General features: G+C 54.3%; 23 protein-coding genes and 1 pseudogene. 12 read left to right on the top strand and 12 right to left on the bottom strand.

Features of this window, described 5'->3' with window-relative positions:
• The 10 genes and pseudogenes from B2T33_RS00900 to B2T33_RS00855 form a co-directional block, all read right to left on the bottom strand.
• Window positions 1–359: pseudogene (locus B2T33_RS00900) on the bottom strand (sel1 repeat family protein); the annotation flags it as partial.
• A gap of 99 nt (window positions 360–458) precedes the next feature.
• The gene (locus B2T33_RS00895; RefSeq protein WP_197146879.1) at window positions 459–3,929 is read right to left on the bottom strand and encodes a tetratricopeptide repeat protein; all 3,471 of its coding nucleotides are present in this window, start codon (window positions 3,927–3,929) and stop codon (window positions 459–461) included.
• Between the two features lie 2 nt (window positions 3,930–3,931).
• The gene (locus tag B2T33_RS00890; RefSeq protein WP_008890391.1) at window positions 3,932–4,657 is read right to left on the bottom strand and encodes an OmpA/MotB family protein; all 726 of its coding nucleotides are present in this window, start codon (window positions 4,655–4,657) and stop codon (window positions 3,932–3,934) included.
• Window positions 4,654–5,538 carry a flagellar motor protein MotB gene (locus B2T33_RS00885; RefSeq protein ID WP_231959694.1) on the bottom strand — a complete coding sequence of 295 codons (885 nt, stop codon included), beginning with the start codon at window positions 5,536–5,538 and terminating at the stop codon, window positions 4,654–4,656. Before B2T33_RS00885 ends, B2T33_RS00890 begins: the two co-directional genes overlap by 4 nt.
• Window positions 5,539–5,549: 11 nt before the next feature.
• A complete protein-coding gene (locus B2T33_RS00880; protein WP_064788592.1) occupies window positions 5,550–6,191 on the bottom strand; it encodes a protein phosphatase CheZ in 642 nt (213 codons plus the stop codon).
• Window positions 6,192–6,226: 35 nt separating this feature from the next.
• Entirely contained in the window at window positions 6,227–6,613 is a 387-nt protein-coding gene (locus B2T33_RS00875) for a response regulator (protein ID WP_008890394.1), read from the bottom strand.
• 219 nt (window positions 6,614–6,832) lie between these two features.
• The gene (locus B2T33_RS00870) at window positions 6,833–7,561 is read right to left on the bottom strand and encodes a MotE family protein (protein ID WP_197146878.1); all 729 of its coding nucleotides are present in this window, start codon (window positions 7,559–7,561) and stop codon (window positions 6,833–6,835) included.
• A gap of 151 nt (window positions 7,562–7,712) precedes the next feature.
• Window positions 7,713–8,405: a DUF6468 domain-containing protein gene (locus tag B2T33_RS00865; protein WP_286790917.1), complete on the bottom strand. Its 693-nt coding sequence runs from the start codon at window positions 8,403–8,405 to the stop codon at window positions 7,713–7,715.
• A 3-nt stretch (window positions 8,406–8,408) separates the two neighbouring features.
• A complete protein-coding gene (gene fliM / locus B2T33_RS00860) occupies window positions 8,409–9,560 on the bottom strand; it encodes a flagellar motor switch protein FliM (protein ID WP_063087511.1) in 1,152 nt (383 codons plus the stop codon).
• Between the two features lie 42 nt (window positions 9,561–9,602).
• Window positions 9,603–10,139 (bottom strand): flagellar basal body-associated FliL family protein, encoded by a 537-nt coding sequence (locus B2T33_RS00855; protein WP_008890398.1) that lies wholly within the window; start codon window positions 10,137–10,139, stop codon window positions 9,603–9,605.
• A gap of 484 nt (window positions 10,140–10,623) precedes the next feature.
• On the opposite strand from B2T33_RS00855, the gene B2T33_RS00850 reads away from it, so the two are divergent.
• The 4 genes from B2T33_RS00850 to flgH all read left to right on the top strand — a co-directional run bounded on the left by B2T33_RS00850 (window position 10,624) and on the right by flgH (window position 14,233).
• Window positions 10,624–11,382 (top strand): flagellar hook-basal body complex protein, encoded by a 759-nt coding sequence (locus B2T33_RS00850; protein WP_008890399.1) that lies wholly within the window; start codon window positions 10,624–10,626, stop codon window positions 11,380–11,382.
• Window positions 11,383–11,452: 70 nt separating this feature from the next.
• Window positions 11,453–12,238, top strand: coding sequence for a flagellar basal-body rod protein FlgG (flgG, locus tag B2T33_RS00845; protein ID WP_008890400.1), 786 nt, complete (start codon window positions 11,453–11,455; stop codon window positions 12,236–12,238).
• Window positions 12,239–12,424: 186 nt separating this feature from the next.
• Window positions 12,425–13,354: a flagellar basal body P-ring formation chaperone FlgA gene (flgA, locus tag B2T33_RS00840; protein WP_197146876.1), complete on the top strand. Its 930-nt coding sequence runs from the start codon at window positions 12,425–12,427 to the stop codon at window positions 13,352–13,354.
• 105 nt (window positions 13,355–13,459) lie between these two features.
• Window positions 13,460–14,233, top strand: coding sequence for a flagellar basal body L-ring protein FlgH (flgH, locus tag B2T33_RS00835; RefSeq protein ID WP_197146875.1), 774 nt, complete (start codon window positions 13,460–13,462; stop codon window positions 14,231–14,233).
• 247 nt (window positions 14,234–14,480) lie between these two features.
• Here the strand turns inward: flgH and dksA are convergent, their stop codons facing one another.
• Window positions 14,481–14,897, bottom strand: a complete 417-nt coding sequence (gene dksA / locus B2T33_RS00830; protein WP_008890403.1) for an RNA polymerase-binding protein DksA — start codon at window positions 14,895–14,897, stop codon at window positions 14,481–14,483.
• A gap of 150 nt (window positions 14,898–15,047) precedes the next feature.
• Window positions 15,048–15,491 (bottom strand): flagellar assembly protein FliX, encoded by a 444-nt coding sequence (locus B2T33_RS00825; protein ID WP_008890404.1) that lies wholly within the window; start codon window positions 15,489–15,491, stop codon window positions 15,048–15,050.
• Window positions 15,492–15,859: 368 nt separating this feature from the next.
• Between B2T33_RS00825 and B2T33_RS00820 the strand changes: the two genes are divergently transcribed.
• The 8 genes from B2T33_RS00820 to B2T33_RS00785 form a co-directional block, all read left to right on the top strand.
• Window positions 15,860–17,002, top strand: coding sequence for a flagellar basal body P-ring protein FlgI (locus B2T33_RS00820; protein ID WP_197146874.1), 1,143 nt, complete (start codon window positions 15,860–15,862; stop codon window positions 17,000–17,002).
• A gap of 2 nt (window positions 17,003–17,004) precedes the next feature.
• On the top strand, window positions 17,005–17,349 hold the full coding sequence (locus tag B2T33_RS00815) for a rod-binding protein (RefSeq protein WP_245228008.1): 345 nt from the start codon (window positions 17,005–17,007) through the stop codon (window positions 17,347–17,349).
• A 2-nt stretch (window positions 17,350–17,351) separates the two neighbouring features.
• Window positions 17,352–17,813 carry a hypothetical protein gene (locus tag B2T33_RS00810; protein ID WP_157194018.1) on the top strand — a complete coding sequence of 154 codons (462 nt, stop codon included), beginning with the start codon at window positions 17,352–17,354 and terminating at the stop codon, window positions 17,811–17,813.
• A 17-nt stretch (window positions 17,814–17,830) separates the two neighbouring features.
• Window positions 17,831–20,242 carry a flagellar hook-associated protein FlgK gene (gene flgK / locus B2T33_RS00805; protein ID WP_197146873.1) on the top strand — a complete coding sequence of 804 codons (2,412 nt, stop codon included), beginning with the start codon at window positions 17,831–17,833 and terminating at the stop codon, window positions 20,240–20,242.
• Between the two features lie 27 nt (window positions 20,243–20,269).
• Window positions 20,270–21,502, top strand: a complete 1,233-nt coding sequence (locus B2T33_RS00800; protein ID WP_286790916.1) for a flagellin — start codon at window positions 20,270–20,272, stop codon at window positions 21,500–21,502.
• 99 nt (window positions 21,503–21,601) lie between these two features.
• Complete coding sequence (gene fliW / locus B2T33_RS00795; protein WP_008890411.1) at window positions 21,602–22,072, top strand: flagellar assembly protein FliW; 471 nt, start codon at window positions 21,602–21,604, stop codon at window positions 22,070–22,072.
• A gap of 110 nt (window positions 22,073–22,182) precedes the next feature.
• Window positions 22,183–23,526, top strand: coding sequence for a flagellin (locus tag B2T33_RS00790; RefSeq protein ID WP_167727170.1), 1,344 nt, complete (start codon window positions 22,183–22,185; stop codon window positions 23,524–23,526).
• Window positions 23,527–23,779: 253 nt separating this feature from the next.
• Window positions 23,780–24,270, top strand: a 491-nt coding sequence (locus B2T33_RS00785) for a flagellin (protein WP_414716626.1), incomplete at its 3' end; no start/stop codon positions are given.

Raw genomic sequence — 24,270 nt, 5'->3', positions numbered from 1 at the left:
GTTTCGGCATTTTCCTGAACGCCAAGCCCCTTGGCATAGAGATAACCAAGATTATTTGCCGATACCGGACCACCAGCGGCAGCTTCTTCGTTAAACCAGTACGCCGCTTCGCGGTACCATTGCTGACCTTCGCCAAGATCCTCGGCAACGCCGAGTCCCTTGCTGCGCATATAGCCATAGCAAACCGCCGCAAAAGCACGGCTCTGTCTGTGAATTTGGTCAAGGATGCGGCGGGTCGCGGACTCATCACGCGGCATGCCGTCGCCCAGATAATGCTTTTGGGCAAGCGAAAGCTGGGCGAAAATGTCTTTTTCGACATTTGCCTCATCGTAATAGACCATTTTAAGTGCACGATCCATCACAGCACTACACTCTTCACCGCTCAAAAAAATCCAACAGAATCATAGCGCTTACACCCACGTTGGGCGAAAAAGGCGCCACCATATAGTTATTGAACGTTAATTTATAGCACTAAGCTGCGACTTTTCCAACTGGTCTCGATAGGTTGCAAGGAAACCTTGGAACTCTTCTACTTCGTCGACGCGATCGGCAAGCGTCCGGTAATCAATCAACCCTTGGGTTGGCGAAGATGTGATCAGGCTGAAGGCCTCGGCATAGGGGCTTTGGGCCATGACTTCGCCATAGCGTCGCTTGAGCATGTTAAGGGTACGTTCCTGCCCAGCCATTGCCAGGTTGACCGCCCAATTGAGCATGTATCGGCCACGCTCATCAGAGATACCGTTTTCATCGAACGGTTCTTCACCGACCAGACGCTGGAAGGTCTCGGCGGCAGACATGTAATCGCGGGTATTGCGATAATGGTCGATCCGCAACAATTCGGCATTGCGCGAATAGTCGCCTTCAAGCGATGCAATCGCCTCGACACCGCGATCCGTATCAAGCAGGGCACGCGCCCGAAGGTGTCGACGCTGGGTGGCAAGTTCGTCGGAGACGCCGGGCACTTCGGTCTCGTCGATAATGCGGATGGTTTCCTCGGGCTTGCTATCAAGAAGATAAACCAAGGCCAGTCGCGCCCCGACCCGGGCCTTTTCCACCCCGGTCAGACGGAAGTCGACCTGATGTTCAAGGAGTTCCTCGGCGCGTTCAAACAGTTCGACATCAACCATGCGGTCGGCAAGACGGCGAATAAGTTCGTCGCCCTTGTCACCCGCCGGGGTCAGTTCGCGGAACTCGTCATATAGCGCAACCGCCTTGATCGCCGAGATATTATTGATTTCCTCGCCGAGATACAGGTTTTCAAAAGTCTTGTGCATCATGTCGGTCGCCTCGGTCGCCACCGGCATATTCGGGAAGAAGATCGCGACCTGACGCAGGGTATTGAGCCCTTCGCGGAAATCCTTGTTCTCAATCTGCAATTCGCCAATACGTTTGAGCAACGCCATCTCGAACGCGTCACCGCGCCACGCAAAACGCAGTTTCTGAAGTTGTTCGATCGCATCTTCGACCGTCAGGCGTTCAAGCCGCATCAGAAGTTCGGTGCGATCAAAGATCGCGTGCGCACGCGCCTTGCGGTTTTCTCCCTCTGCCACCTGATCCCAGGTCGCGACAGCCTGTTCAAGCTCGCCGGCTTCTTCTTCGAAAATACCCTTGAGGTACTGGATATCCATGATCTTGCTTTCGGAAAGACCCGGGGTCACCAGCATCTTTTCGATCATGTCCATGCCCGCTTCGGGGTTGCCGACGATCAAGGCCTGTTCAGTCGCAATCGGCACCAGACGCGACAGCAATTCAGGCGGGTAGTAATCAAGGATATGAACACTTTCAAGAAGATCGCGCGCACCTTCGTTCGGACGCCCGCGCGCCGCCAGGGTCACCGCCCGCCAAAGCTGCATCTCGGGGATCTTGCGCAGGCGTTCATCTTCAAGCAGGCGTTCGGCTTCTTCATATTCCCGGTTCAGGAACTTGACCGCTGCCTTAAGGGCACGGAACTGCAATCGTTGCGCAATCAGCGGATCATCGTGTTCCATGGCGGAAATCACCGCATCGGCTTCGGGGCCCAATCCGTTCGCCAGATAATACTGGGCCAGATCAAGGCGCGCCTTGTTGCGATGCTCGTCACCGGATTCTGCAATCTTCCGGCGCAGTCCACGGATGGTTTTGTTGTATTGGTCCAGACCACCGCGCCGCCAGTCATCCAGCTCGAAAATAAGACCTTCGCGACCATCACCTGTTTGCGCGCGCACCCCGGTTGCCGAGGCCAGCAAACGTGCACCTTCCGGTGAAATGTTAAGACCATCTTCGGCGGTAACAATCACGGCCTGTCCATCATCACGCCCGGCGACCTGAACACTGTCATTCATCGGGGCAACGACCACGCCCTGAACCGACGGCAGAACTTCAAATTCCGGATAGCGTAGCGCAACCTCGATGCCATAGCCGTTCTGGGTTGTCGTGGTCACGCGCAGGGTATCGCCGACTTCGGGATCATCAATCGGGATAATCGGCCCGACATCCTCAAGGGGCACGATCAGGCGCGCACGGGTCTGTTCGTCCAATTCAATCGACGGCCCCAGCTTTTCAACCGGCTGCATGATGCCTTGCTGCATGGTGATGCGCCAATCACCCGTTTCACTCCGGCCGGTGTAAAGGCCGATGCCCTCGGGGATTGTCATGCGGACAATCGTTGCGTACGGGCTTTCGATCTGTTCGACAACGCCGACGATCTGGGCGGCCTGTTGGCGCACATTATCAAGGTTGAGATTGGCACGTACATCAAACGCCAACCACAAGAACCCGGCGCGCGACCATACCGCCGCCCCGCCCGGCTGGCCAAACGGGAAACCAAGCGTCAGTTCGGTCGCGGTCTGATCAACAGTAACAACAAGATCGCCGATGCTTTGTCGTTCGATCGGTGCCTGCCCATTGGTTCGAACCGTGCTTCCTGCGCTCTGCGCGGCCTGCGCAAGGGCTTCGGGGGAGTTGGGGTCAAGCGCGCCCTCTTCGGACGTTGGCACGCCTGCATCGGGAACCTCTGGCGCCGCATCTTCGTTCTGCGCAGTTGCAGACGGGGTTGCGGGCGCAGGCGGGGCTGGGGTTGTCACCCCGGCCTCTGGTGTGTCTGTCGTGCGGGTTTGCGCGGTGGTGGTTGCCGGGGCACGCTGCACGCCCATGATATCAACCACGACCTTGTTGCCAGACCGGAAATGGCGCAATTGCCGTGCCGGGGTCGTTTCGACAACGACATCCAGCGGATTGGTATCGCCCTGGCGCACACGCACACCTTCGGGCAGGCGTCGTGAAATATCGTTGGCATTGATACGGGCCGGCGCATCAAACGCGATGGTCTGCGCGCCTTGCGCCCCTTCAAGGACGTAATCGGTGCGGTTTGGCCAGTCAAACACCAGCCGATAGAAGGTCGGATGGCGTCCGACCCGCACGTCAAGCTCCGCCAGTTCTGCCGGGTTATCGGCAACCGTTTCAACCGGTGTTGTCGGCGCCGGGGTTATTTCGGGGGTTTGGTTATCCTGTGCGGGACGCGCCGGCGGTGTCGGTACTGCGGGTGCCGGTGCGTCCGGTTTATCTAGGATATCGAGGACGACGTTGCTGCCGACGTTAAATGCGCGCACTTCGTAGTCGTCACTCAGCACAAAGGCGATTGTGCGACCATCAGGATCAAAGAATGCATCGGAAATATAGCGTGAAACCGGCGTCAGAACACCGCGCAACGAAGCCACCAATGGCTGATCGAACCGCACGACCAACTGGTCGCCGATGATCTCGGCGGTGTAATTGACCGGCTCGTTCCATTGCAGAACAATTCGGCCATACCCGTTATGAAGCCCGGAGCGGATGATAACAGGGTCCGCCACCTGGGCTATTGCAGGGCGCATTCCGCTATAAGGCAAAACCATTGCCGTGGTGGTCGCAATTGCAACCGCCAGCAGGATGCGCACGGCAAGTTTCGCCATACTTACGTGCCTCCGATCCCGCTTCCCCCGTGAGGCTCGATTACAATGTCGACCCGGCGCGCCATTGCAAATCGCGCCTCCTCATCCAAGAGTTTGGGAAGCTGGTCGTATCTTGATGCCGCAAATCCGTAAATATTTATGTAATCTGTGTAACCGGATTGCTTTAACTCGTTGGCAACAGCCCCGGCACGGGCCAGCGAAAGTTCCCAGTTCGATGCATATTGCCCACGCCCACTAAGCGGCCTTGGATCAGTATGCCCCTGAACACCGATACGGTTACCGATATTGCGCAACACCCCGCCCAGCACAAACAAGGCCTGTTGCGCCTTGGGTGTCATATCCGAACTACCGGCAACAAACAGAATATCACCCGGCAGGGAAATCACCAGTTTGTCGGCTTCACGCGACATGCGCGCATCGCCAAGGACCGGGTTGTCATCAATCGCGTCGTCAATCACGGCACTGAGATAATCAAGGTTCATTGCCGGTTTGCGATACACACGCGGAATGTTCATGTTCGCCATCGGCTCGTCGGTATCTTCAACCGGCGACGGTTTGATTGATTGCGACAAGGCATCAACGACCTCGTCCCAGCGATCGATCTTGACCTTGGACATGGCAAACAGCATGACAAAGAACGTCAGCAGCAGCGAAATCAGATCCGCCAGACTAAGCATCCAGGGCGGTGGGCCCTTGACCTCTGGCTTGCGTGGTGCGTCTTCGCTCATCCGCCACCTCCCGATGCTTGTGGTCCAAGCGGGATCGGCTGGGAAATGGATGGCTGCGCGCCACCATTTGCCGGCGGGATCATGAATTGTTGAGGCGCGACAGCACCCGTCTGCCCGCCCGAACCACCGCCATTCGCGCCAGAGTCCGGCGTCGTGGAGGTCGGCGTTGCCGCAGGCGTTTCATTTCCATTGCCGTTACGATTGATCGGTTCCGGCGCTTCCTTGGGACCGAAATTCCAGAAAAAGCGGAATGTCACGATGAACGGGTCGGCACCCGGATCAATCCCGACAAAGAAACGGTCTTCGGGTGCGCCGACATCGGTCAGTTCGCGGGCAAATGATCCGGCCTGGGCGATCTGAAGATTGTTTTCAATCTGGATCGTGCCTTTGTCTTCGATCTGGCTGCCCATGACCATTTCCATCTCGTAGGAGGCGTAACCATCGTCATCAGCTAGCACTTCGGCCAGCTGGCGCATGAAATCGGCCTGTCTTTCGCGGACCAGAATGGAATTGGTATCAAACAGCTGATCGACATGCATGATGACCTCCATCAGCTTGCCCGGCTGAATGACTTCAACCCGGACCACTTTGATGGCGGTCTCAAAAAGATGCCCCAGCTTGTCCTGGGTTTCCTGTGCTGATACCGTTGGCCCCTCGATGGAGGTCACGGTCTGCAAACTGGTTGTCGGCGGGAGAATGGCCGCAAATGCCGAGGAAAGGCTTTCCTGCACTTCGCGGGTTTTGACCTCTTCAAAGGTCGAAATGGTATTGAGCAGAATGAAAAAGGCTAGCAGAAGAAGATAGAGCGCCAGAAACAACGCCACTGCCCCGTTTGTAGGGGGGGAAGGTGGTGTCGGTCCATCGTCCTCTATCTCCGCCATGATAACGCCACTTAGTTAAACATCGCGTCGATGTCGGCCTGCGTTACGCCTTTTCCTTCAAGCTGCGGACCGTTCAGCAAAGCCTCTTCGCCTTCCAGTTCTTTTTTCTTCCGCGGGTTGGCGGCAGCATATTTGGCGATTTCATCACCAAATGCCGTCACAAGCCCTTCAACCCGTTCTTCGATGGATTTCAGGGCCTTGATCACCTTGGTGGTGCGCTGGCCGGTGATATCCTGGAAGTTACAGGCTTCGTAGACGCGCATCGTTGCACTGGTCACGATTTCGGCCTGTTCTGGCGGCAAGGTGCTTGCGAATTCTTCAAGCGTGTCCATGGCATCAAGGATTTCGTGCGTCGCCCCGGCGGTCGCATCGACGATGGCATCAAGCTCGTCGGTTGCGTTGGGGATATACTCGGCCTTGATATCGTCCGGACGAAGCGAGGCGATTTCCGATTTCATCTTGCGAATGATGCCGGAAAGCTCATCGAGCTCGCCAAACAAACGTTTCTGATCATCGGTCGGTTTATCGCCCATAAAGCGCGACAACTGATCCATCAGATCGGACAATTGTTCGACCTTCAGGTCATCACCATCAAGGCGAGCCTGAAGATCATTCAACAACTGACGTAGTTCGTCTTTGGTCGCCTTAGACATAGCGGTATCGCGGGACACCTGCCCCGCGCTCCTGATCAGAAATCACCAATGACAGTCTTCATCTTGCCTTTCAACGTCTCTGCGTTGAACGGTTTGACGATATAGTTGGAGACGCCTGCCTTTTTCGCCATGACCACGTTCTCGGTCTTGGCTTCAGCGGTGATCATGATGAAGGGCATATCCTTCAGTTTTGCGTCTGCGCGGACTTCCTTCAGAAGCTGAAGACCGGTCATCGGCTCCATGTTCCAGTCGGAAATCACGAGGCTGAACGGAGCCTCACGCAGTTTGCGAAGCGCCATGCTACCATCGGTCGCTTCTTCAATATTCGTAAAGTTGAGCTGCCGCAGAAGGTTACGGATGATACGCAACATGGTTTTGTAATCATCCACAATCAGGATCGGCATATTCGGATCGACGGCCATTCACAACTCCATCAGCTATCTGATCTCCCACCCTTGCCTACCATACTTCCGCATAGTAACAAGGCCCCTAATAATCGTGATGTACCTATTTAATATTGGTTAATCAAGATGTTTAACCCACGATTAAATTCGCCACCACGTTGTCTTCGCTCAAAAATTCCCCCCCAAGGGCCACTCTTTCCCATTCGGGCCGTGCGGTCAATCCTTTGCAGCATTCCGCTATTGAAGCGGTAACATATTGATATCCTGCTTGTAGGCCAGCTCGGACGTCAGCGCGCGCGCACGATCCGGCGTCATTTCTGACAGAACCGCTGCGGTGTTGGCTTCGCGCATGCCCAGTGCGACCTGCAAAAGAATATCCATATCAAGATCGTTCCAGATGCGAGCCGCATCTTTCGGCTTCATTTTTTCATAAACGCTGATCAGCTTTTTGATCCGATCGTCTTCCTGCGCTTCCTTGGTTTCGACCAGACCTTCGATGGCCGATTTAAGGGATTTCATTTCCTCGATCTTGGCATCGATGCGCGCCTCGGCGGCGGCAATCAGGCTTTCGCGTTCGTCAAGGCGCTGCTCCTTGCGGTCCAGCTCGACACGGCGGACAGACAGGTTCTGCAACAGGTCAATTTCTTCCTGGGTGAAAAGGGTCGGGTCACCGCCCAGCATCGGCGGCACGTCAGGGTTACCCGTGACACCGTCAATCGGCTCACCTTCCATGGTCAGTCCTTCCGGGTTATCCAGACCCGGATCGCCATTTTCCGGTGTTGCGGCCTGTTCGGCAGCAGGATCGGGTGCCGGTGCCTGCGCCTGGGCCATCTGCACCACGCTGACACCTTTATTCTCTGCCGTTTCCTGCTTGGCGGAGTCATACGAAAACAGGTTGACCACCCGCATCGAAAGCACCATCACGCCAACCAGAACGACCAACGGCAGAATACGCACACCTGACATTCACACACCCAAGCATGTCGGCACAAAGTGCCCATGCTCCTTCCCGATTGATTTCTGTCCGTTCCAGTGGAACGGGATCCTACCCATTAGATATATAGAAAACTCGTAATCTCAAGACCGACAACAACGCAAATTCGTTGCTTGAAACTTCCTATCGAACCGACCGCAAGGCCGCCAGCAATTCACGTTCTGCCTCGGAACGTCCCGCATCTTCATCCTGATCATAGGGATCGGACACATCCGCCCGACTGCCATATGATCCCCCCGAACGCGCGGGCTCTTCACGGTCATAGCCATCATCGACCGGGCCATTTCCCCCGCGCTCGATCTCGCCGACCATTCTGGCGGCAAGTTCTTCGGCACGGGTTTCAACACCGACGCGATCACGGTCGTCAATTACATCATTGCGGTCTTTGGCCGCCTTCATCCGCCCAAGACCGGCATTGCCAGCCCCGGCCGATTTTCCGCCATCACCGCCAGCAGCGATGCCATCGGCCGCATTTCCAGCGGTACGACGCACGGAATTAACGTCGCGCGCAGCCTTTTCCAGACGGTTGGCAATGCTTTCACCGCGATCGACCATAAAGCTCAGGTCTTCGTTCAGCGCGCCGGCCTTTTCAATATCCTCACGCAGCCGTTCGCCAGACTGCTCCGCCATTTCCTTAAGGGCGGTGATCGACGTTTCGGCGCGCTCATTGGCGGCATTGAAAGCGGTCAGGAAGTTCTGCATGTCTTCGCGGCTACGCCGAAAAGCTGCCAGCTTGCGGTTCAGAATAATCGCATAGACAATCGTTGCCCCCAACAGCACGATCATCACAAGATCCAGATAGAACGCGAAGTCCATCAGCTAGTCTTCCTCGTTTATGCGCGCACGATCACGAACCTGAATGGCAATCCTGTCACCCTTGCGCCCCATCAACCCCTTGAACAACGGCACATCCCCGCAGCGGACCTCGACAGGCGAGGTCGGACCAGTATTAAGAACCAGTCTGTTCCCAACTTCAAGGTTGAGGACATCGCCAAGGGCCATGATCTGTTCATCAAGAACAGCCAATAGATTAACATGGGTCTGCCACAGCTCATTTGCGAGGTGGTTTTCCCAAATGGAGTCACGACCGAATTTTTCCCCCATGAACATCTGAAGCAGAAGTTCACGAACCGGTTCCAGCGTCGCATAAGGGATCAGAAGTTCAAGTCGACCACCACGGTCTTCCATATCGATGCGAAGCTTCGCCACGATGGCGGCGTTGGCATGACGGGCAATGGTGGCAAAACGCGGGTTCGTTTCAAGGCGTTCAAAGCGGAACGTCACCGGGCTTAGCGGGTCAAACGCAGCCGAAAGGTCGCCAAGAACCACGTGGATCATACGTTCCACAAGGTTACGTTCAATCGTGGTGTAGGGACGACCTTCAATACGCATGGCCGCCGTACCGCGACGCCCACCCAACAAAACGTCCACGATGGAATAAATCAGCGCTGAATCGACGGTCAGCAGCCCGTAGTTATCCCATTCCTCTGCCTTGAAAACACCAAGCATGGCCGGCAACGGGATCGAGTTCAGGTAATCACCGAAACGCAGCGACAGGATGTTATCAAGCGAGACTTCGACGTTATCGGATGTGAAGTTACGCAAGGACGTCGACATCATACGCACAAGGCGGTCAAACACGACTTCAAGCATCGGAAGTCGTTCATAGGCCACCATCGACGAGTTGATGATCGCCTGAATACCCGACTGATCGCCTGCACCCGAACCGTCATCAAAGCCGAGAAGGCTGTCAATTTCGTCCTGGTTCAGAACGCGCGCAGATGTACCGCCGCCCATGGCTTCGGCCATATCGTCGCCGCCGCCATCATCGTCGCCGTCATCATCGCCGAGCATGGATTCCCATTCGGCGGCCATATCCTCGCCGCCGTCGTCTCCACCCTCGTCATCGCCGCCTGCCATGGCTTCCCATTCAGCGGCGAGAGCATCATCATCTTCGTCTTCATCAGCCATCAGCGATTGCTTCCTGAATTTGGCACTCGGGCTGCTACAAGATTATTGTACCAGCATTTCCTTGAACAAAACGTCGTTTATTTTCGCAGGCTTGGCCGCGGCACTCACCCGGATCAAAAGTTCTTCGCGCAATCTGAACATCCCTTCGGAGCCGGAAAGATCCTCTGGACGCAGTTCGCGAAGATAGACCTGAAAGTTGTCAACAATGCGCGGCATCATCTGTTCGACCTGCGGCAGCATGCCCTGATCGGCGACTTCCAGACTGACACGGATTTTAAGGTAGCTCTGCTTTCCACCACCCGTATTCAGATTGACCAGAATTTCCGGCAAGTCGACAAAGCCGACATTTTCCGGAACCCCTGGGTCATTTTCAATCGAATCTTCTGTGATGACTTCCTCGGTTTGCTCGCCTCCGCCGCCGGTCAGCATGTCTATCACCGGCTGAAGCATGCCGGTGAAATACGCCGCCGCCGCACCGCCCAGCAAAAGCAGCACAAGCAGAATGACCACGACCAGCATCTTCTTGCTTCGGCCACCGCCACCCTCGTCCATTTCGATTTCGTCGACGTCGTCACCCATCGCTTCGCGAATTCCTGCGTTTGAAGTTCTATCTTCCTGATCCAGCAAACACTGTGCCGGATTAAAAGCCATAACGCTATCACGTTAAAAATATGTTGCGTTTCGGTCTATTGGTGATTTGTCACAGCGGAAAATATCACCATCTCAGCGCCATATGCTTAGCCCGGGCACGCAAAGCAATAGCCTGTCGTGGCTATCCCGGAATAAATTGCCGGATCGGAGTATCCGGCTTGTGGCGCAATTGTGAGATGGTCCTTTACCACCCTGCAAACCGGACATGTTTTGCCGACCTCCCCGGTCACCCGGCAATCCTTTGCCCATAACGGCAGTCGGCAACGGCACTTTCAGTCAAACCACCGCAAAAAACGACCGGCAACAAATGCCGAACTTAAAATTTATTATTTTAAATCAATTATTTAATAAAACTGGCACGCAGATCGCATTCCTGATGGTCAAGTTACAGTCCTGAAAGGGAAATTCGACCATGGAAAACGTTTCATACATTGCACTGTCCCGTCAGAAGACGCTGCGCAGCATGATGAACAACCTGTCGCAGAACATGGCAAACATGAACACGACCGGTTACAAAGAGCAGCGCATGATGTTCACTGACTGGATCGCAAAGAACAAGGACGCGCCGTTCCGTGGCGAACGCGAAATCTCACTGGTTCAGGATATCTCGCAATACAGAAATACCACTGTCGGCAACATTGAACATACAGATCGTCCGCTTGATGTGGCGCTTAGCCAGCCGGACATGTTCTTTGCCGTCGAAACGCCAACCGGTGTCCAATATACCCGTTCGGGCAACTTTTCCCTCGATCCGGGCGGCCAGCTGATCACCAATGACGGTTTTCCCGTGCTGAGTGATGCCGGTCAGCCACTGTTCTTTAACGAGGCAGACGGCCAGATCGAAATCAAGGGCGACGGGTCCATCTCGACCGATATCGGCCAGATCGGCAAACTTCAGGTCGTTACTGTCGATAACGTGCAGGAAATGATCGTCACCGGGAACACCCTTTATCGTGCGCCGGAAGATGAAAATAACGCAGACGCCGTCGAACTTGTCGAAAATCCCGGCATTGTTCAGGGCGCGCTGGAAAAATCCAACGTCAATCCAATCAGCGCCATGACGCAGATGATTGACGTTCTTCGCACGTATCAATCGGTCAGCCGTTCTCTTGAAAGCGAGAACGAGCGTATGCGCAACATGATCAACAAACTCGGGGATGTCCGCGCCTGAACCGGCAGTGGCACCCGATAGATAACATCGAATTATAGCGCAAAATCTGCGCAATCGAAGGAGAAGACAGATGCGGTCACTTGATATCGGCGCTTTGGGCATGCAGGCTCAGTCCACCAACGTGGATGTGACCTCGCACAACATCGCCAACATGACCACCACCGGCTACAAGCGCCAGCGTGCTGAATTCCAGGATTTGCTGTATCAGGATTTGCGCCGTGCAGGTTCGCCGTCCTCCGATACCGGCACCATCGTGCCAACCGGTGTTCAGGTTGGTCTTGGTGTGAAGACCGCAGCAATCGGCCGCTACATGGGTCAGGGTTCGCTGACCATGACCGAGAACGAGCTTGATATTGCCATTCAGGGCCGCGGGTATCTTCAGATCGACCTGCCCAGCGGGGAAACCGCTTATAGCCGTGATGGTACGCTTAAACTTGATGCCAACGGCGCGCTTGTGACCAAGGATGGCTTTGCGGTTCAGCCGGGCATCACGGTTCCGGCCAATGCGCGCTCGGTAACCATCAACTCCAACGGTGAAGTTTTTGCCGAGATCGATGGCCAGGTTGCCCCGCAGAACCTTGGTCAGCTTCAGCTTGCGACATTTATCAACCCGCCGGGTCTTAACGCCCTTGGCGACAACCTGTTCCTTGAAACCGAAGCATCCGGTCAGGCCAATGTCGGCGCCCCGGGGGATGTTGGCTATGGCACGGTTCAGCAGGGATATCTTGAATCCTCGAACGTCAACGTGGTTCAGGAAATCACCAACCTGATCAAGGCGCAGCGCGCTTATGAAATGAACTCCAAATCGATCTCGACCACGGACGAGATGATGAGCGCCGTCAGCAACCTGCGATAATTTCCGGTTCTGAAGGCATTTCGTTTGCGCAAGTCGCGGTCACATGATCTGCGAACTTGCGCAAACTGTATTTACGCGATTTATACCGTTCCGTGGTACAGTAGGCGGATGAAGATAAAGAACATAATCCTCGCGCTCGCACTGTTGTCCGCAATTGCGTCTCTGCCCCCTTTGACAGAGAGCGCTTTGGCGCAATCATCGCAAGGCAACAGCCTTCGCAACAATCAGCCGAGCAGTTCTTCTGTCTTTCTCAAACCTGATGCCCTGGTCGAAGGTCAGTATGTGACCTTGGGTGATCTGTTTTCCGGGCTTGATCCCCAACAGCAAGATATTGCCGTCGCCCATGCACCACAGCCGGGCAAACAAACCGTTCTTGATTATCGCTGGCTATACGGGATTGCCCAGCGACATAATGTCGAATGGCGTCCGCGCACAACAGCCGATCAGGTCCTGATCACGCGCGCCAGCCAAGTGATTACCATGGATGAAATCCGTGAAGCGGTCGAAATTTCCCTAGTTGACTATGGTATTCAGCGTCCCTTCACGGTCGATCTTTCGAGTGACAATTTCCAAATTCATCTGCCCGTTGACGCCCGCAACAGTGTTGATGTCAGTGCCATCGAGGTCAATTCACGCACTCAGCGCTTTGTTGCCAGCGTGACAACCGGCGCCCAGACTGCCCAACAGCGGACATATCGGATCAGTGGCAAATATTACCCGCTAACAAGCGTTCCCGTCCTGGTCGAGCCAGTATCTCGCGGTTCCGTCATCCGTGCCGATCAGGTTGAATACCGTGATTTCCGGTCCGAACGAGTTCCAAACGGGGCCATTCGCGACATCAATGATGTTATTGGCAAGGAAGTCATGCGGCCCAGCAATCCCAATGAACCCTTGATGTTTCGGGATCTGAGCAACCCCATTCTGGTCCGTCGCGGATCGCTTGTGATCATTCGTCTGGTCACTGCCAACATGTCCCTGACCGCACGCGGCAAGGCAATGGAAGACGGATCACTTGGTGATGTCATTCGCGTGGTCAACCAATCGAGCAACAAGACCATTCAGGTCGAAGTTGTGGCCGAGAACGAAGTCCGCGCACTGCCCGCTCTGTCGCAGTAATCCGCGCCCCAAAACGCCACACAACCCGGCAAGCTTTTCCTCTTATACCAGCCGAGAACTGGCACGGTACTTGCGTTAAGAAATGCAGGAACCCAGGAGGAATTCATGCCTACTAAAATCACCCAGATATCATGGCGGCGCATTGCGGTTGTCAGTTCGCTCATCGGGGCCACAGCATTGCTGTCAGGCTGCAACGCGATGAAACGGCTTTCCGAAGTTGGCGAACCGCCGAAACTGTCGTCCATTGATAACCCGACACAGTCAGAGGCCTATCGCCCGGTAAGTTTGCCGATGCCGGCCCCGCAGGTTGCTGAACGTAACCCGAACTCACTATGGCGTGCCGGCGCACGGTCCTTCTTCAAGGATCAACGCGCAAACCAGGTTGGCGACATCCTGACCGTGGTTGTTGAAATGGAAGACCGCGCGGCCCTTGCCAACACGACAGTTCGTTCGCGCACCAATTCCGAGGATCTCGCGGTTCCGAACCTGTTCGGGCTTGAGGCAGAAATGACCAAAGTTCTGCCCGAAACCATCGATCCGACCTCAATGCTTGATTTCGACAGCAACACGTCAAACCGGGGTGCCGGAACTCTTGATCGTAACGAAGCCATTGATTTGCGTGTTGCAGCCATTGTTATTCAGGTTCTGCCAAACGGCAACTATGTCATTCATGGCCGTCAGGAAATTCGTGTGAACAGTGAAATTCGCGAAGTTCAGATTGCCGGTGTTATTCGCGCCGCTGACATCAGCTCCGCAAACGAAGTCAATTACGACAAGATTGCCGAAGCCCGTATCTCATATGGTGGTCGCGGGACGATTTCCGATGTTCAGCAGCCACGCTATGGCAGTGAAGTTCTCGACATCATTCTGCCGTTCTAACATTTGAAAAGTCTTGTGGCTCAATCCCGTTTTTCCGGGTTCCGGTTGATCACATGGCGAAGCGTTCAAAGGTCACCTTCGGGTGGCCTTTTTCGCATCAGAGCGACACAAAAACGAAAAGCCCGGCCAGAAGGCCGGGCTTTTGTGACTTTGGTTATCCCTAACCAGTAATCTCCCACCATGTCATGTCGTTGCATGACGGGGATCGGCCAAGCCAAATCCCAAGTATTTTTTCCACCCGGCGCGATCAATCGTCGCGACGTGTGCGCTCCATCCGTTCGTGGCGTTCCTGGGCTTCGATGCTCAGGGTCGCAATCGGACGAGCTTCAAGTCTTTTCAAGCTGATCGGCTCGTCGGTTTCTTCGCAGTAACCATAAGATCCGTCTTCAATTCGACGCAATGCAGCATCAATTTTTGAAATAAGCTTGCGCGCCCTGTCACGAGTACGAAGTTCAAGTGCCCGGTCAGTCTCCGCCGACGCGCGGTCGGTAAGATCCGGTTCCTGAAGCCCGCCATCTTGCAGGTTCGCTAATGTTTCTGAAGATTCATGCAGAAGTTCTGCCCGCCAGGTCAAAAGTTTCTGGCGGAAATATTCCCGCTGACGCGGGTTCATGAACTCTTCGTCCTCAGCAGGACGATAGTCAGGTGGTAAAGTGATAGTCATGTATGCCCTCTATACAGGACTCATCGATCGCGCGGGAATATAGAGGCCACGCGCCAACGGTGCAAGCCGATTGAACAAATAAATGCCAATCACCCCTCAAAGGCGCAGAATTCTGCGATATTTCTATGGAAAATACCTTTGATTAAACAATCAGATCAGGCCGGAAACTTCAAGTTTCGCCAACTCAACCCGGGCGCGAAGATCGATCTCGTCGAGAACAGAAGAGAGTTCGGGATCATCAATCATTTCGCGCTGCTGGTCGAGCAAACCGACCAGTTGCTGCAGACGTGCGGGGGATAATTGGCCACTTAGCAAGCCGTCTCGCACAGCTTCAAGCTGCTCGAGCATGCTTTTTGCGCGCAACATTGCGGCCTTTTTGGGCGAATCCAGTGCATCCCCGCTTTGCTGGAGCGCAAGCAAGGCATCAAGGGCGCTTACAGCCCCCGCACTTCGAACACCAGCGGCACCGCCAGCATCCCCGGAAGAGTCGAGCGAACGCATGGCGTCAGCAAAACCGCTTCCGCCAGATGTGCCGGACGATTTCTTGCGCGAGGTTGCCCCCGCACCAGCAGCCTTGGAACCGCTAACCTTCATGATCCGTGTCCGCTCAGTTGTTGTCGATCTGTTCAATGAACATATGCAGTGCATGGTCGGATGCATTCATCCAGCCCAAGCGGCCAGAGAATGAGCAAACACCAAACTTGCAGAAATGAGTCTCCCTCAATCGCGCCAGACGCGCAACGGGAAAAAAATGCCGGGTTGGCTCATCCGCCGCGATGACCCCGAGGCAAAATCACCTTAAACGCGTCGTTTTCAGGGGATTTTGGCGTTACCAAGGTCGCCATCGGCAGAAAGCCTCAGTTGGCATGGTTTTCGCAAATAGCTTTGCAAACGCGGTTTACCCGATCAATCGCCTCATTTGCCGGATGCGCTGCATCCCATGTAAAACCGGAATTAAGAGTATGATCACAGGTCTTGGCAAAATAGCACGCAATGCACTCGCAATGCTTACGCTGGGAATGCTTGCCGTGACGCAGCTTACCCCTGCACATGCACAATCACGCATCAAGGATATCGCCGACTTCGAAGGCGTGCGTGACAACATGCTGGTGGGTTATGGCCTTGTGGTTGGCTTGAATGGTACCGGCGATGATCTGGGCGATGCAGAATTTACCCGTCAAAGCATGGTTGCGATGCTTGAACGCCTTGGCATCAACGTCCGCGATCAGATCGAAGACCTTGAATCTGATAACATCGCGGCCGTGATGGCCACCGCAACCCTGCCGCCGTTTTCGCGTCAAGGGTCGCGCATTGATGTCAATATCAGCGCGATTGGCACTGCCGAAAGCCTCCAGGGCGGCACGTTACTTGTGACCCCGATGGTCGGTGCTGATGGCGAAGTTTATGCCGTTGCCCAGGGCAATCTCGCGGTTGGCGGTTTTTCCGCTGGTGGCAACGCTGAAACTATCGTCAAAGGCGTTCCGACCTCGGCACGTATTGCAAATGGCGGCATCGTTGAACGCGAAATCGACTTTAACCTGAATTCCATGCAGGACATGTCAGTTGTCCTGCGCAACCCGGACTTCACCACAGCACGCCGTGTCTCCGAAGCAATTAATGCCTATCTGGGTGAAGTTGCTGCACGCGCCAGCGACCCGGGCACTGTGCGTCTGAACATTCCGGAACGCTACAATCAGAATATTGTCGCCCTTCTGACCGATATCGAACAGCTTCGCGTTGAACCCGATCAGATCGCGCGTGTGGTGATTGACGAAAACACCGGCACCATCGTGATGGGCGAAAATGTCCGGATCAACCGTGTCGCGATTGCGCAGGGCAACCTGACAATCCGTGTCACCGAAACGCCGCAGGTTTCCCAACCCTCGCCCTTTTCGCAGGCCGGCACAACCGAGGTTGTAGACCGCACCAATATCGAGGTCGATGAGGGCGAAGACAATCAGTTGGGCATCATGAACGGCGGTGTCAGCCTTCAGGAACTGGTCAATGGCCTCAACAGCCTTGGCGTTGGTCCGCGCGACATGATCACCATCCTTCAGGCCATCAAGACGTCTGGCGCGCTTCAGGCTGAAATCGAGGTGATGTGATGATGACCGACAGCACTGCCGCTCTGATGGCGCAGGCACAGGCCAGCGCACAATACGGCAAGCAAAACAATATCGCGGCCCGCATGGATACACTCACCGATGGGCACATCAAGACCGAAGCACAGGCACGCAAGGCTGGCGAGGAATTTGAATCGATGTTCCTTGGCCAGATGCTCAGCCACATGTTTGCCGGCATTGAAACCAACGAAATGTTTGGCGGCGGGCATGGCGAGACGATGATGCGTTCAATGCTTGTTGATGAATACGCCAAAGAAATGTCCCGCGCAGGTGGCATCGGAATTGCAGATGCCGTTACACGCGAAATCCTCAAAGTCCAGGAGGGATGAAAATGACCACCCAAGAGCTGGTTACCGAACTTAAAAGCGTCACCTATGACCTTATGTCCCTGCTGGAACGTGAATCCAGTGAACTGCGTAGCCTGACATCTGCCGAATATGAGCAATTCCTGTCGGAAAAATCTGCCTTGGCAATGCAGTACGAGCAATTGGTCGTGAAACTGCGCAGCCGTGGTGACGAACTCCGCGCCATGTCCGAAGAGGAACGTGAAGAGCTGCGCGAGCTTCAGGCCGAGTTCCAGCAAGCTGCGCGGCGCAATATGAACACGCTACAGGCGGCCAAGGCGACCAACGAACGCGTGGTTCAGGCTATCGTCCGCGCGGTCAATGACAAATCCAAAGAAGAATGCACGACCTATACCCGCTCTGCCACCACCAGCAAGGCGTCGCTCGGCGGTTATGGTCGCACGATCAATAAGTCCGGTGGCGCCTATAGCGTCAACGAAACGCTCTAAGGGTAAAGGCAAAGATCATGTCACTTACTCAGGCACTCAATACTGCGATCTCTGGCCTTAACACGGCACAAGCCCGCATTGCGATCACGTCTTCGAACATTTCGAACGTGAACACCGAGGGCTATTCCAGAAAGATCGCCGGTCAGGAGACCCTGTCGCTTGACGGTGTCGGTGCCGGCTCCCAGGTTGCTGACATTTATCGTAACGTCAACGAGGGCCTGGTACGTGAAATGCGCGGCGAACTGGGTAAAGCCGGTCGCGAAGAAGCACGTTATGAGTTTTTCATGCGTGTTCAGACCCTGTTTGGCACCACCCAGTCTGATGCTGCGATCAGCCAGCGCATCAACGATCTGGCCGACGCGTTTGAACAGCTTGGCGTCACCCCGGACCAGAATTCCCCGCGTGTCGAAGCCATCGAAAGCGCAATTCAGGTCATGGAATCGTTTGAGCGGCTCTCAAGCCAGCTTCAGGATCTGCGCGATGACATCGACGACCAGATCACCGATGAGGTGAATAGTGCCAACACATTGCTGACGCAGATTTCTGAGCTCAATACCGGCATCATTCGCCTGAACAACCTTGATCAGCCAACGACAGAGCTTGAAGATCAACGCGATCAGAAGCTTAATCAGCTATCAAAGATCATCGATATCACGACCTTCAGCCGTAGTGATGGTTCGATCGTCGTGTATTCCGCGGCTGGTGCAAACACTCTTCTTGATCGCACCCCTAACAAGCTCTCCTTTACACAGACTGCCGGTTTCGAACCGGGTACGGGTGGCTCGGGTGTTTCACTTGATGGAGAAGACATTACGGATACGCTGCGCACAGGGACCCTGAAGGGTCTGTTCGAGATGCGCGATTCCGAAATTCCGGCGTTGAATGACCAGATCAACGAACTGGCTACTCAACTGCGCGATGCCATCAATGAAGAACATAACAAAGGCACTTCGTTCCCGCCGCCAGCAAACCTTTCGGGCACACGCACGGTTGATGGCAGCGATCCGTTAACAGCGACCGGTGCATTTCGCGTTGCCGCACTCGATCAAAATGGTGACCTTGTTGCCACTGACAGCTGGGCTGACATTGCCCTGCCAACAACACCGGCAACGGTTCAGGGCATCGTTGATGCGATCAATGCCTCGGATGCTGGATCGTATCTGACGGCATCACTGGTGGACAATCGGCTGGTTATCGAAGGCCAGGATGGTAACCGCGTTGCCATTAACGAACTAGACAGTGAGATCACGCTGAGCGATGGTCGTGAGCAGGGCATGTCGCACTATTTTGGTTTGAACGACTTTGTCACGACCACCAAAAGATCCGATGTCATGACCTCTGCCGCGCAACAAAGTTCGACCAGTGCGCTGGGTGTGACGGCAAGTTCATTTACAATCAGTGCAGGCACGGGTGCGCTTGCCGGAGCGGGTATTACAGTCAACTACACTGCAACAGACTCGCTTGAAGATATCCGCGACAACATCCGCACAGCACTTCAGGGTGCAGGCTTCACCGCCGCTGCGGCCGAAGAAGCTGCGTTCATTGTCGAAGATGGTAACCGTTACCGTCTGGTCATTGAATATAATGCCAACCTGACGATCGATGACTCGGGTACGTTGTCCTCAAAGATCGGCTTCACCGAAGATCGTCCGTCCCTGTCTGGCAACATGGATGTCGCCGCTGCAATCAAGAATGATCCCTCGCGGATTGTGCGCGGACAGATGAATGCGGACACTTACAATACCTCGACCGCAATCATCGATCCGGACGCGGCCATTCCTAACTTGGGCCCGCTTGTACCGCCGCCGGTCAACTATACACTGACTGTCAGTGGCAATTTTACAGATGTTGATATCGATTATGATACCAACACTTCGCTACAAGACATCGCTGATGCCATCAACAACAGTGCGACGCTGACGGACAACAATATCACTGCTGAGGTCAAATTCGATAGCCAGTTGGGTGGTTATAAACTCCATGTCATAGATGCGGATGGCGATCCGTTCTATTTCAGCGACGATGGCCTGCCCAACGCAGATGCACTCACGACCGTTCTGGGGCTTGGCATCACTTTCGGCGTTCATGAAGGCGACAACAGTGCCGCAAACTCGATCAGTAATGCCTTTGAACGCACCGATATCCAATTCGGCGCGACCGATGGTCTGTCGGGCGAACGCACATCGCTAACCGATTATGCAGCAGGGATCGTGGCAACCGCAGCGACAAAAGCCAGCATTGCCGAAAGTTCCTATGATTTTCAGGACAATCTGGTGGTTGACCTTAGCACCCGCATTCAGAACGAAGCCGGCGTCAACCTTGATGAAGAGATGTCGGATCTGGTGATTTTTCAGCGTGCCTACACCGCCTCTGCCCAAGTGATTACCACGGTTGAGGAAATGTTTGATGCACTGCTCAATGCAGTTTAAACTGCATGATTATGAAATGAGGCTGTCATGGTAACTCGTGTCGCGACATATACAAACCACACATTGCTCTCGGACTTGGCACTCCGCAATGCTGCGCGTGTAACAGACCTTCAGAATCAGGCGTCCAGCGGGTACAAATCGCGCAATTACGCAGGTATCGCCGACAGCACACAACGCCTGCTCAATCTTGAGACCGAATATAGCCGCACGGAACAGTACCTGCGCAATACAACGCAAGGTAAATTGCGTCTGCAAAGTATGGAAACCGCCGTTGACAGCATGCTGACCATCGCGACCGAAATGAAGAGCTTGCTGATCCAGGCAAGCTCTGCTCAACAGGCTGATGACGTCAATATCCGTAACGAAGCAGACCAGGCACTGCAACAGATTGCCAACTTGCTCAATACCAACCTTGACGGACGCTTCCTTTTTGCCGGTGGACGTTCCGAAGAACCGGCAGTGGATATCGAGAAAATCGGAGCGCCTGATAACTACATCAGCAAACTTAATACGTCAGTGACAAGCGGCGCACTTCTTTCCTCACTTGGCGTAACAACTAACGGCACGCTCCAGATCGTCAGCACAGATGTCGATGGCAACAGCTCGACCTCCACGGTCAACTACAACGCCGCCACCGACGATATCGATGACATCTTGGATGCCATCAATAACGTCACAACCAACCGCGCCATTGCGTCGCTGCGGGGGTTGGGCGGTGAAGGCACAACGCTTTTGAATATTGAAAATGTCGGAAACGGCTCAATCGCTATTACTGAAACGGGTGGCGGTGATTTTCTCTCAAAACTTGGTATGGAGAAAATGGGCAATCCGCGCCCGGATGCCGATTATTACATGGGCGATCACCAGATCATGGATCTGCGGGTCGACGACAAGTATGACGTCTCCTATGGCATTCTGGGTGACAACCCGGCATTCCAGAAATTGATCCAGGGCCTTGGCATTGCCGCAAGCACTGAAAACCAGGATGCGCTGACTGTCGCACTCGGCTTTATCAACGATGCAATCAACGAACTTCCAAACGTTCAGGGGCAAATCGGTCTCGATATTGCCAATGTCGAACGGTTCGAAGAACGCCATCAGGATTTCAAAGTTTTTGCCGCCCAGGCCATCACCGACATCGAAACTGTTGACGTTCCCCTGACCCTTGCGGAAGTCAGTCAGTATACGACGGCCCTTCAGGCCAGCTTTATTTCCATCTCACGCGCCGCAGATTTATCTTTGGCTAACTATTTGCGTTGATTGTGATATAAATCGTATTGCGTCTTTAACTGTTTTGTCCGCATGATACCAAGGGTAGCATGCGCGGCATAACCTTTCGACCGTCGGAGAATTGCGGGAATGGAAACCGAAAACGTCGCCGAGAATGAAACACCTGAATCCGTTGTCGTGGAAACACGCTTCGGCGACATCGAGTTCAGTTGGGACAAAGGCATCTATATGCCGGTCGGTCTCCTTGGCTTTCCTGAACACCATGTTTTCGGACTGGCTAACATCCCCAACACATCACTTGATCAGTTCAAGCTTTATCAAAGCCTGACGGATGCAAGCCTGTCCTTTATCGTCGCACCGTACAATATGGAAAGCGGTGTTTACGCAGACAAAGACCTGATGACTGCGCAGAAAAGTCTCGCGATCGAAAGTGCTGACATGGCCATTCTGATGGTTGTCACCATCCGGAGCGCGCCAAGTGGTCAGGGCATTACGATGTCGACCAATCTGCGTGCGCCCATTCTTGTCGACACTGCGCGCCAGGTCGCCTGGCAGCATATTTTGCCCAATGAAAAATACTCTGTGCAGCATGACCTGTAATTTTTGCCTAGCATATTGGCACGCGCATTGCTTTGATGTCCCCCAAGGCAATGTCGCCGAAAGATTGAATGGCCTGAGCCATTCTATCTTATCCGTGTAGGAGGAATAAAATGGCTCTTAATATTATTTCCAACTATGCAGCGAACGTAGCCCATCGAAACCTGACTGCTTCGGACACGATGGCGACGCGCTCGCTTGCAAAACTTTCCTCGGGTACCCGTGTTGTTTCTGCACGTGACGATGCCGCTTCCATGGCCATCGGTGCACGTCTGAACGCAACAACCGAATCCCTCAAGACCGCAACGGTTAACGTCAACCAGGCCAACTCGATGCTCCAGATCGCCGATGGCGGCATGGCAACCATCGATAACATCCTGGTCCGGATGAAGACACTCGCCGTTCAGGCATCCTCGGGCAACCTGTCCGACACCGAACGCGGATTCCTGAATGACGAATTCGTTCAGCTGCGTGAAGAAATCGACCGCATTGCTTCATCGACCAACTTCAACGGCATTCAGCTGTTGGGTGACGGTGGCGACGTCGCGATCAACTTCGACGATCTCGCAACCGGTGGAAGTGGCGCGGCCCTGACCCCGGTCAACGGCTTCGACAATTTTGCCATCACCGATAACAACTACTGGGCGACCGATACCGATAGCGACATCACCGATAACAACTTTGAAGTTGATATCGATTACGCCGCCGGTGGTCAGGTCATCATGACGGTGAACGCCACTGTTGACGGCGACAACCGTTCGCAGTCGATCGACGTAACGGACTATGCTTCGGGCGGCACCACCGCAATTGGGGCTGGTGAAAATGCGACCCTGAACTTCGATGAACTAGGTCTGAGCTTCACGGTGAACACCAACTTCTCGGCATCTGTATCGTCGATTGCCGCAGACAACACTGGTGCGTCGAACTTTGGCTCTGACACCACCTTCAATGGCGTTGCCGGTAACGACTCTTCGGCGAACGTGATCAACATGGCTGCAGACAACGGTCAAGCTCTTCAGCAGACTGTTGACTTCCAAGTCGGGGCAGGAAATACCGCAAATGATCGTCTAGCGATTGAGTTTACCGCAGTTGACTCTGAAACGCTGGGCAGTGGAGCAGCTGGTACAGCAGACTCCATTTCTGACCTTGGCGCCAATGCGATTGATACAGCTGCCGGCGCACAGGAAGCTGTGGAGGTTGTCAGTCGCGCAATTGATGACCTGCAGCGTGCCCGTGCCAATATCGGTACCTATCAAAACCGCTTGGATTTCGCGGCACAGAACTTGGCCTCAACTCAGGAAAATACAGAGTCTGCACGCTCGACCCTGCTTGATCTTGATGTTGCCGCCGAAATGACCAACTTTACGTCAAAGCAAATCCTTGTGCAGTCTGGCGTGGCAATGCTCGCACAGGCCAACCAGATGCCGCAGAACCTTCTGCGCCTGTTGCAGGGCTAACGTAACACAACTCGATAGAAGCAACACAAACGCCGGCAAAATGATTTTGCCGGCGTTTTCTTTTTGCCTACTACGTCAGTTCACTAATGCTTGGTTAATATTCTGATAGACTCAGGCGATACAAACGTATAAGTTTAATGTGTTAAAGTGTAGCTTTGTAATTTCAATGCATGAAAAACACAAAGCGATCCGGCATGTAGTCGGAATTTCGTGACGGGCCTCCGTCAGAGCTATCCATGTAGGAGATACCAAAATGGCTCTCAATATTATTTCCAACTATGCGGCAAATGTTGCGCACCGCAACTTGTCTGCTTCTGATGAAATGGCGACCCGTTCGCTGTCCAAACTTTCGTCTGGTACCCGCGTTGTTTCTGCACGTGACGATGCCGCTTCCATGGCCATCGGCGCGCGTTTGAATGCAACCACCCAGGCTCTCAAAACCGCAACTGTCAACGTTGGTCAGGCCAACTCGATGCTCCAGATCGCCGATGGCGGTATGGCAACCATTGATGACATCCTCGTTCGTATGAAGACACTTGCCGTTCAGGCATCGTCTGGCAACTTGTCCGACACTGAACGTGGCTTCCTCAATGACGAGTTCACTGAACTGCGTGACGAGATTGATCGTATTGCGTCTTCCACCAACTTCAACGGCATTCAGCTGCTGGGTGACGGCGGCGACGTTGCGATTAACTTTGGCGATCTTGCGACCGGCGGAAGCGGCGCGGCCCTGACCCCGGTCAA

It is taken from the genome of Thalassospira sp. UBA4513 (assembly GCF_002388495.1).
GTDB classification, from domain to species: domain Bacteria; phylum Pseudomonadota; class Alphaproteobacteria; order Rhodospirillales; family Thalassospiraceae; genus Thalassospira; species Thalassospira tepidiphila.
Note: the sequence above shows the minus strand (reverse complement) of the source record. Positions and strands in the feature narration are given on the sequence as shown.

Coding starts and splice junctions, on each gene's coding strand:
- B2T33_RS00855 (WP_008890398.1), bottom strand. CDS start 10,139: ATGGGTGACGACGTCGACGAAATCGAAATGGACGAGGGTGGCGGTGGC.
- flgK (WP_197146873.1), top strand. CDS start 17,831: ATGTCACTTACTCAGGCACTCAATACTGCGATCTCTGGCCTTAACACG.
- B2T33_RS00880 (WP_064788592.1), bottom strand. CDS start 6,191: ATGTCTAAGGCGACCAAAGACGAACTACGTCAGTTGTTGAATGATCTT.
- flgG (WP_008890400.1), top strand. CDS start 11,453: ATGCGGTCACTTGATATCGGCGCTTTGGGCATGCAGGCTCAGTCCACC.
- fliM (WP_063087511.1), bottom strand. CDS start 9,560: ATGGCTGATGAAGACGAAGATGATGATGCTCTCGCCGCTGAATGGGAA.
- B2T33_RS00870 (WP_197146878.1), bottom strand. CDS start 7,561: ATGTCAGGTGTGCGTATTCTGCCGTTGGTCGTTCTGGTTGGCGTGATG.
- B2T33_RS00790 (WP_167727170.1), top strand. CDS start 22,183: ATGGCTCTTAATATTATTTCCAACTATGCAGCGAACGTAGCCCATCGA.
- B2T33_RS00820 (WP_197146874.1), top strand. CDS start 15,860: ATGATCACAGGTCTTGGCAAAATAGCACGCAATGCACTCGCAATGCTT.
- fliW (WP_008890411.1), top strand. CDS start 21,602: ATGGAAACCGAAAACGTCGCCGAGAATGAAACACCTGAATCCGTTGTC.
- B2T33_RS00865 (WP_286790917.1), bottom strand. CDS start 8,405: ATGGACTTCGCGTTCTATCTGGATCTTGTGATGATCGTGCTGTTGGGG.
- B2T33_RS00825 (WP_008890404.1), bottom strand. CDS start 15,491: ATGAAGGTTAGCGGTTCCAAGGCTGCTGGTGCGGGGGCAACCTCGCGC.
- B2T33_RS00815 (WP_245228008.1), top strand. CDS start 17,005: ATGACCGACAGCACTGCCGCTCTGATGGCGCAGGCACAGGCCAGCGCA.
- B2T33_RS00885 (WP_231959694.1), bottom strand. CDS start 5,538: ATGGCGGAGATAGAGGACGATGGACCGACACCACCTTCCCCCCCTACA.
- B2T33_RS00890 (WP_008890391.1), bottom strand. CDS start 4,657: ATGAGCGAAGACGCACCACGCAAGCCAGAGGTCAAGGGCCCACCGCCC.
- B2T33_RS00810 (WP_157194018.1), top strand. CDS start 17,352: ATGACCACCCAAGAGCTGGTTACCGAACTTAAAAGCGTCACCTATGAC.
- B2T33_RS00850 (WP_008890399.1), top strand. CDS start 10,624: ATGGAAAACGTTTCATACATTGCACTGTCCCGTCAGAAGACGCTGCGC.
- B2T33_RS00875 (WP_008890394.1), bottom strand. CDS start 6,613: ATGGCCGTCGATCCGAATATGCCGATCCTGATTGTGGATGATTACAAA.
- B2T33_RS00895 (WP_197146879.1), bottom strand. CDS start 3,929: ATGGCGAAACTTGCCGTGCGCATCCTGCTGGCGGTTGCAATTGCGACC.
- dksA (WP_008890403.1), bottom strand. CDS start 14,897: ATGACTATCACTTTACCACCTGACTATCGTCCTGCTGAGGACGAAGAG.
- B2T33_RS00800 (WP_286790916.1), top strand. CDS start 20,270: ATGGTAACTCGTGTCGCGACATATACAAACCACACATTGCTCTCGGAC.
- flgH (WP_197146875.1), top strand. CDS start 13,460: ATGCCTACTAAAATCACCCAGATATCATGGCGGCGCATTGCGGTTGTC.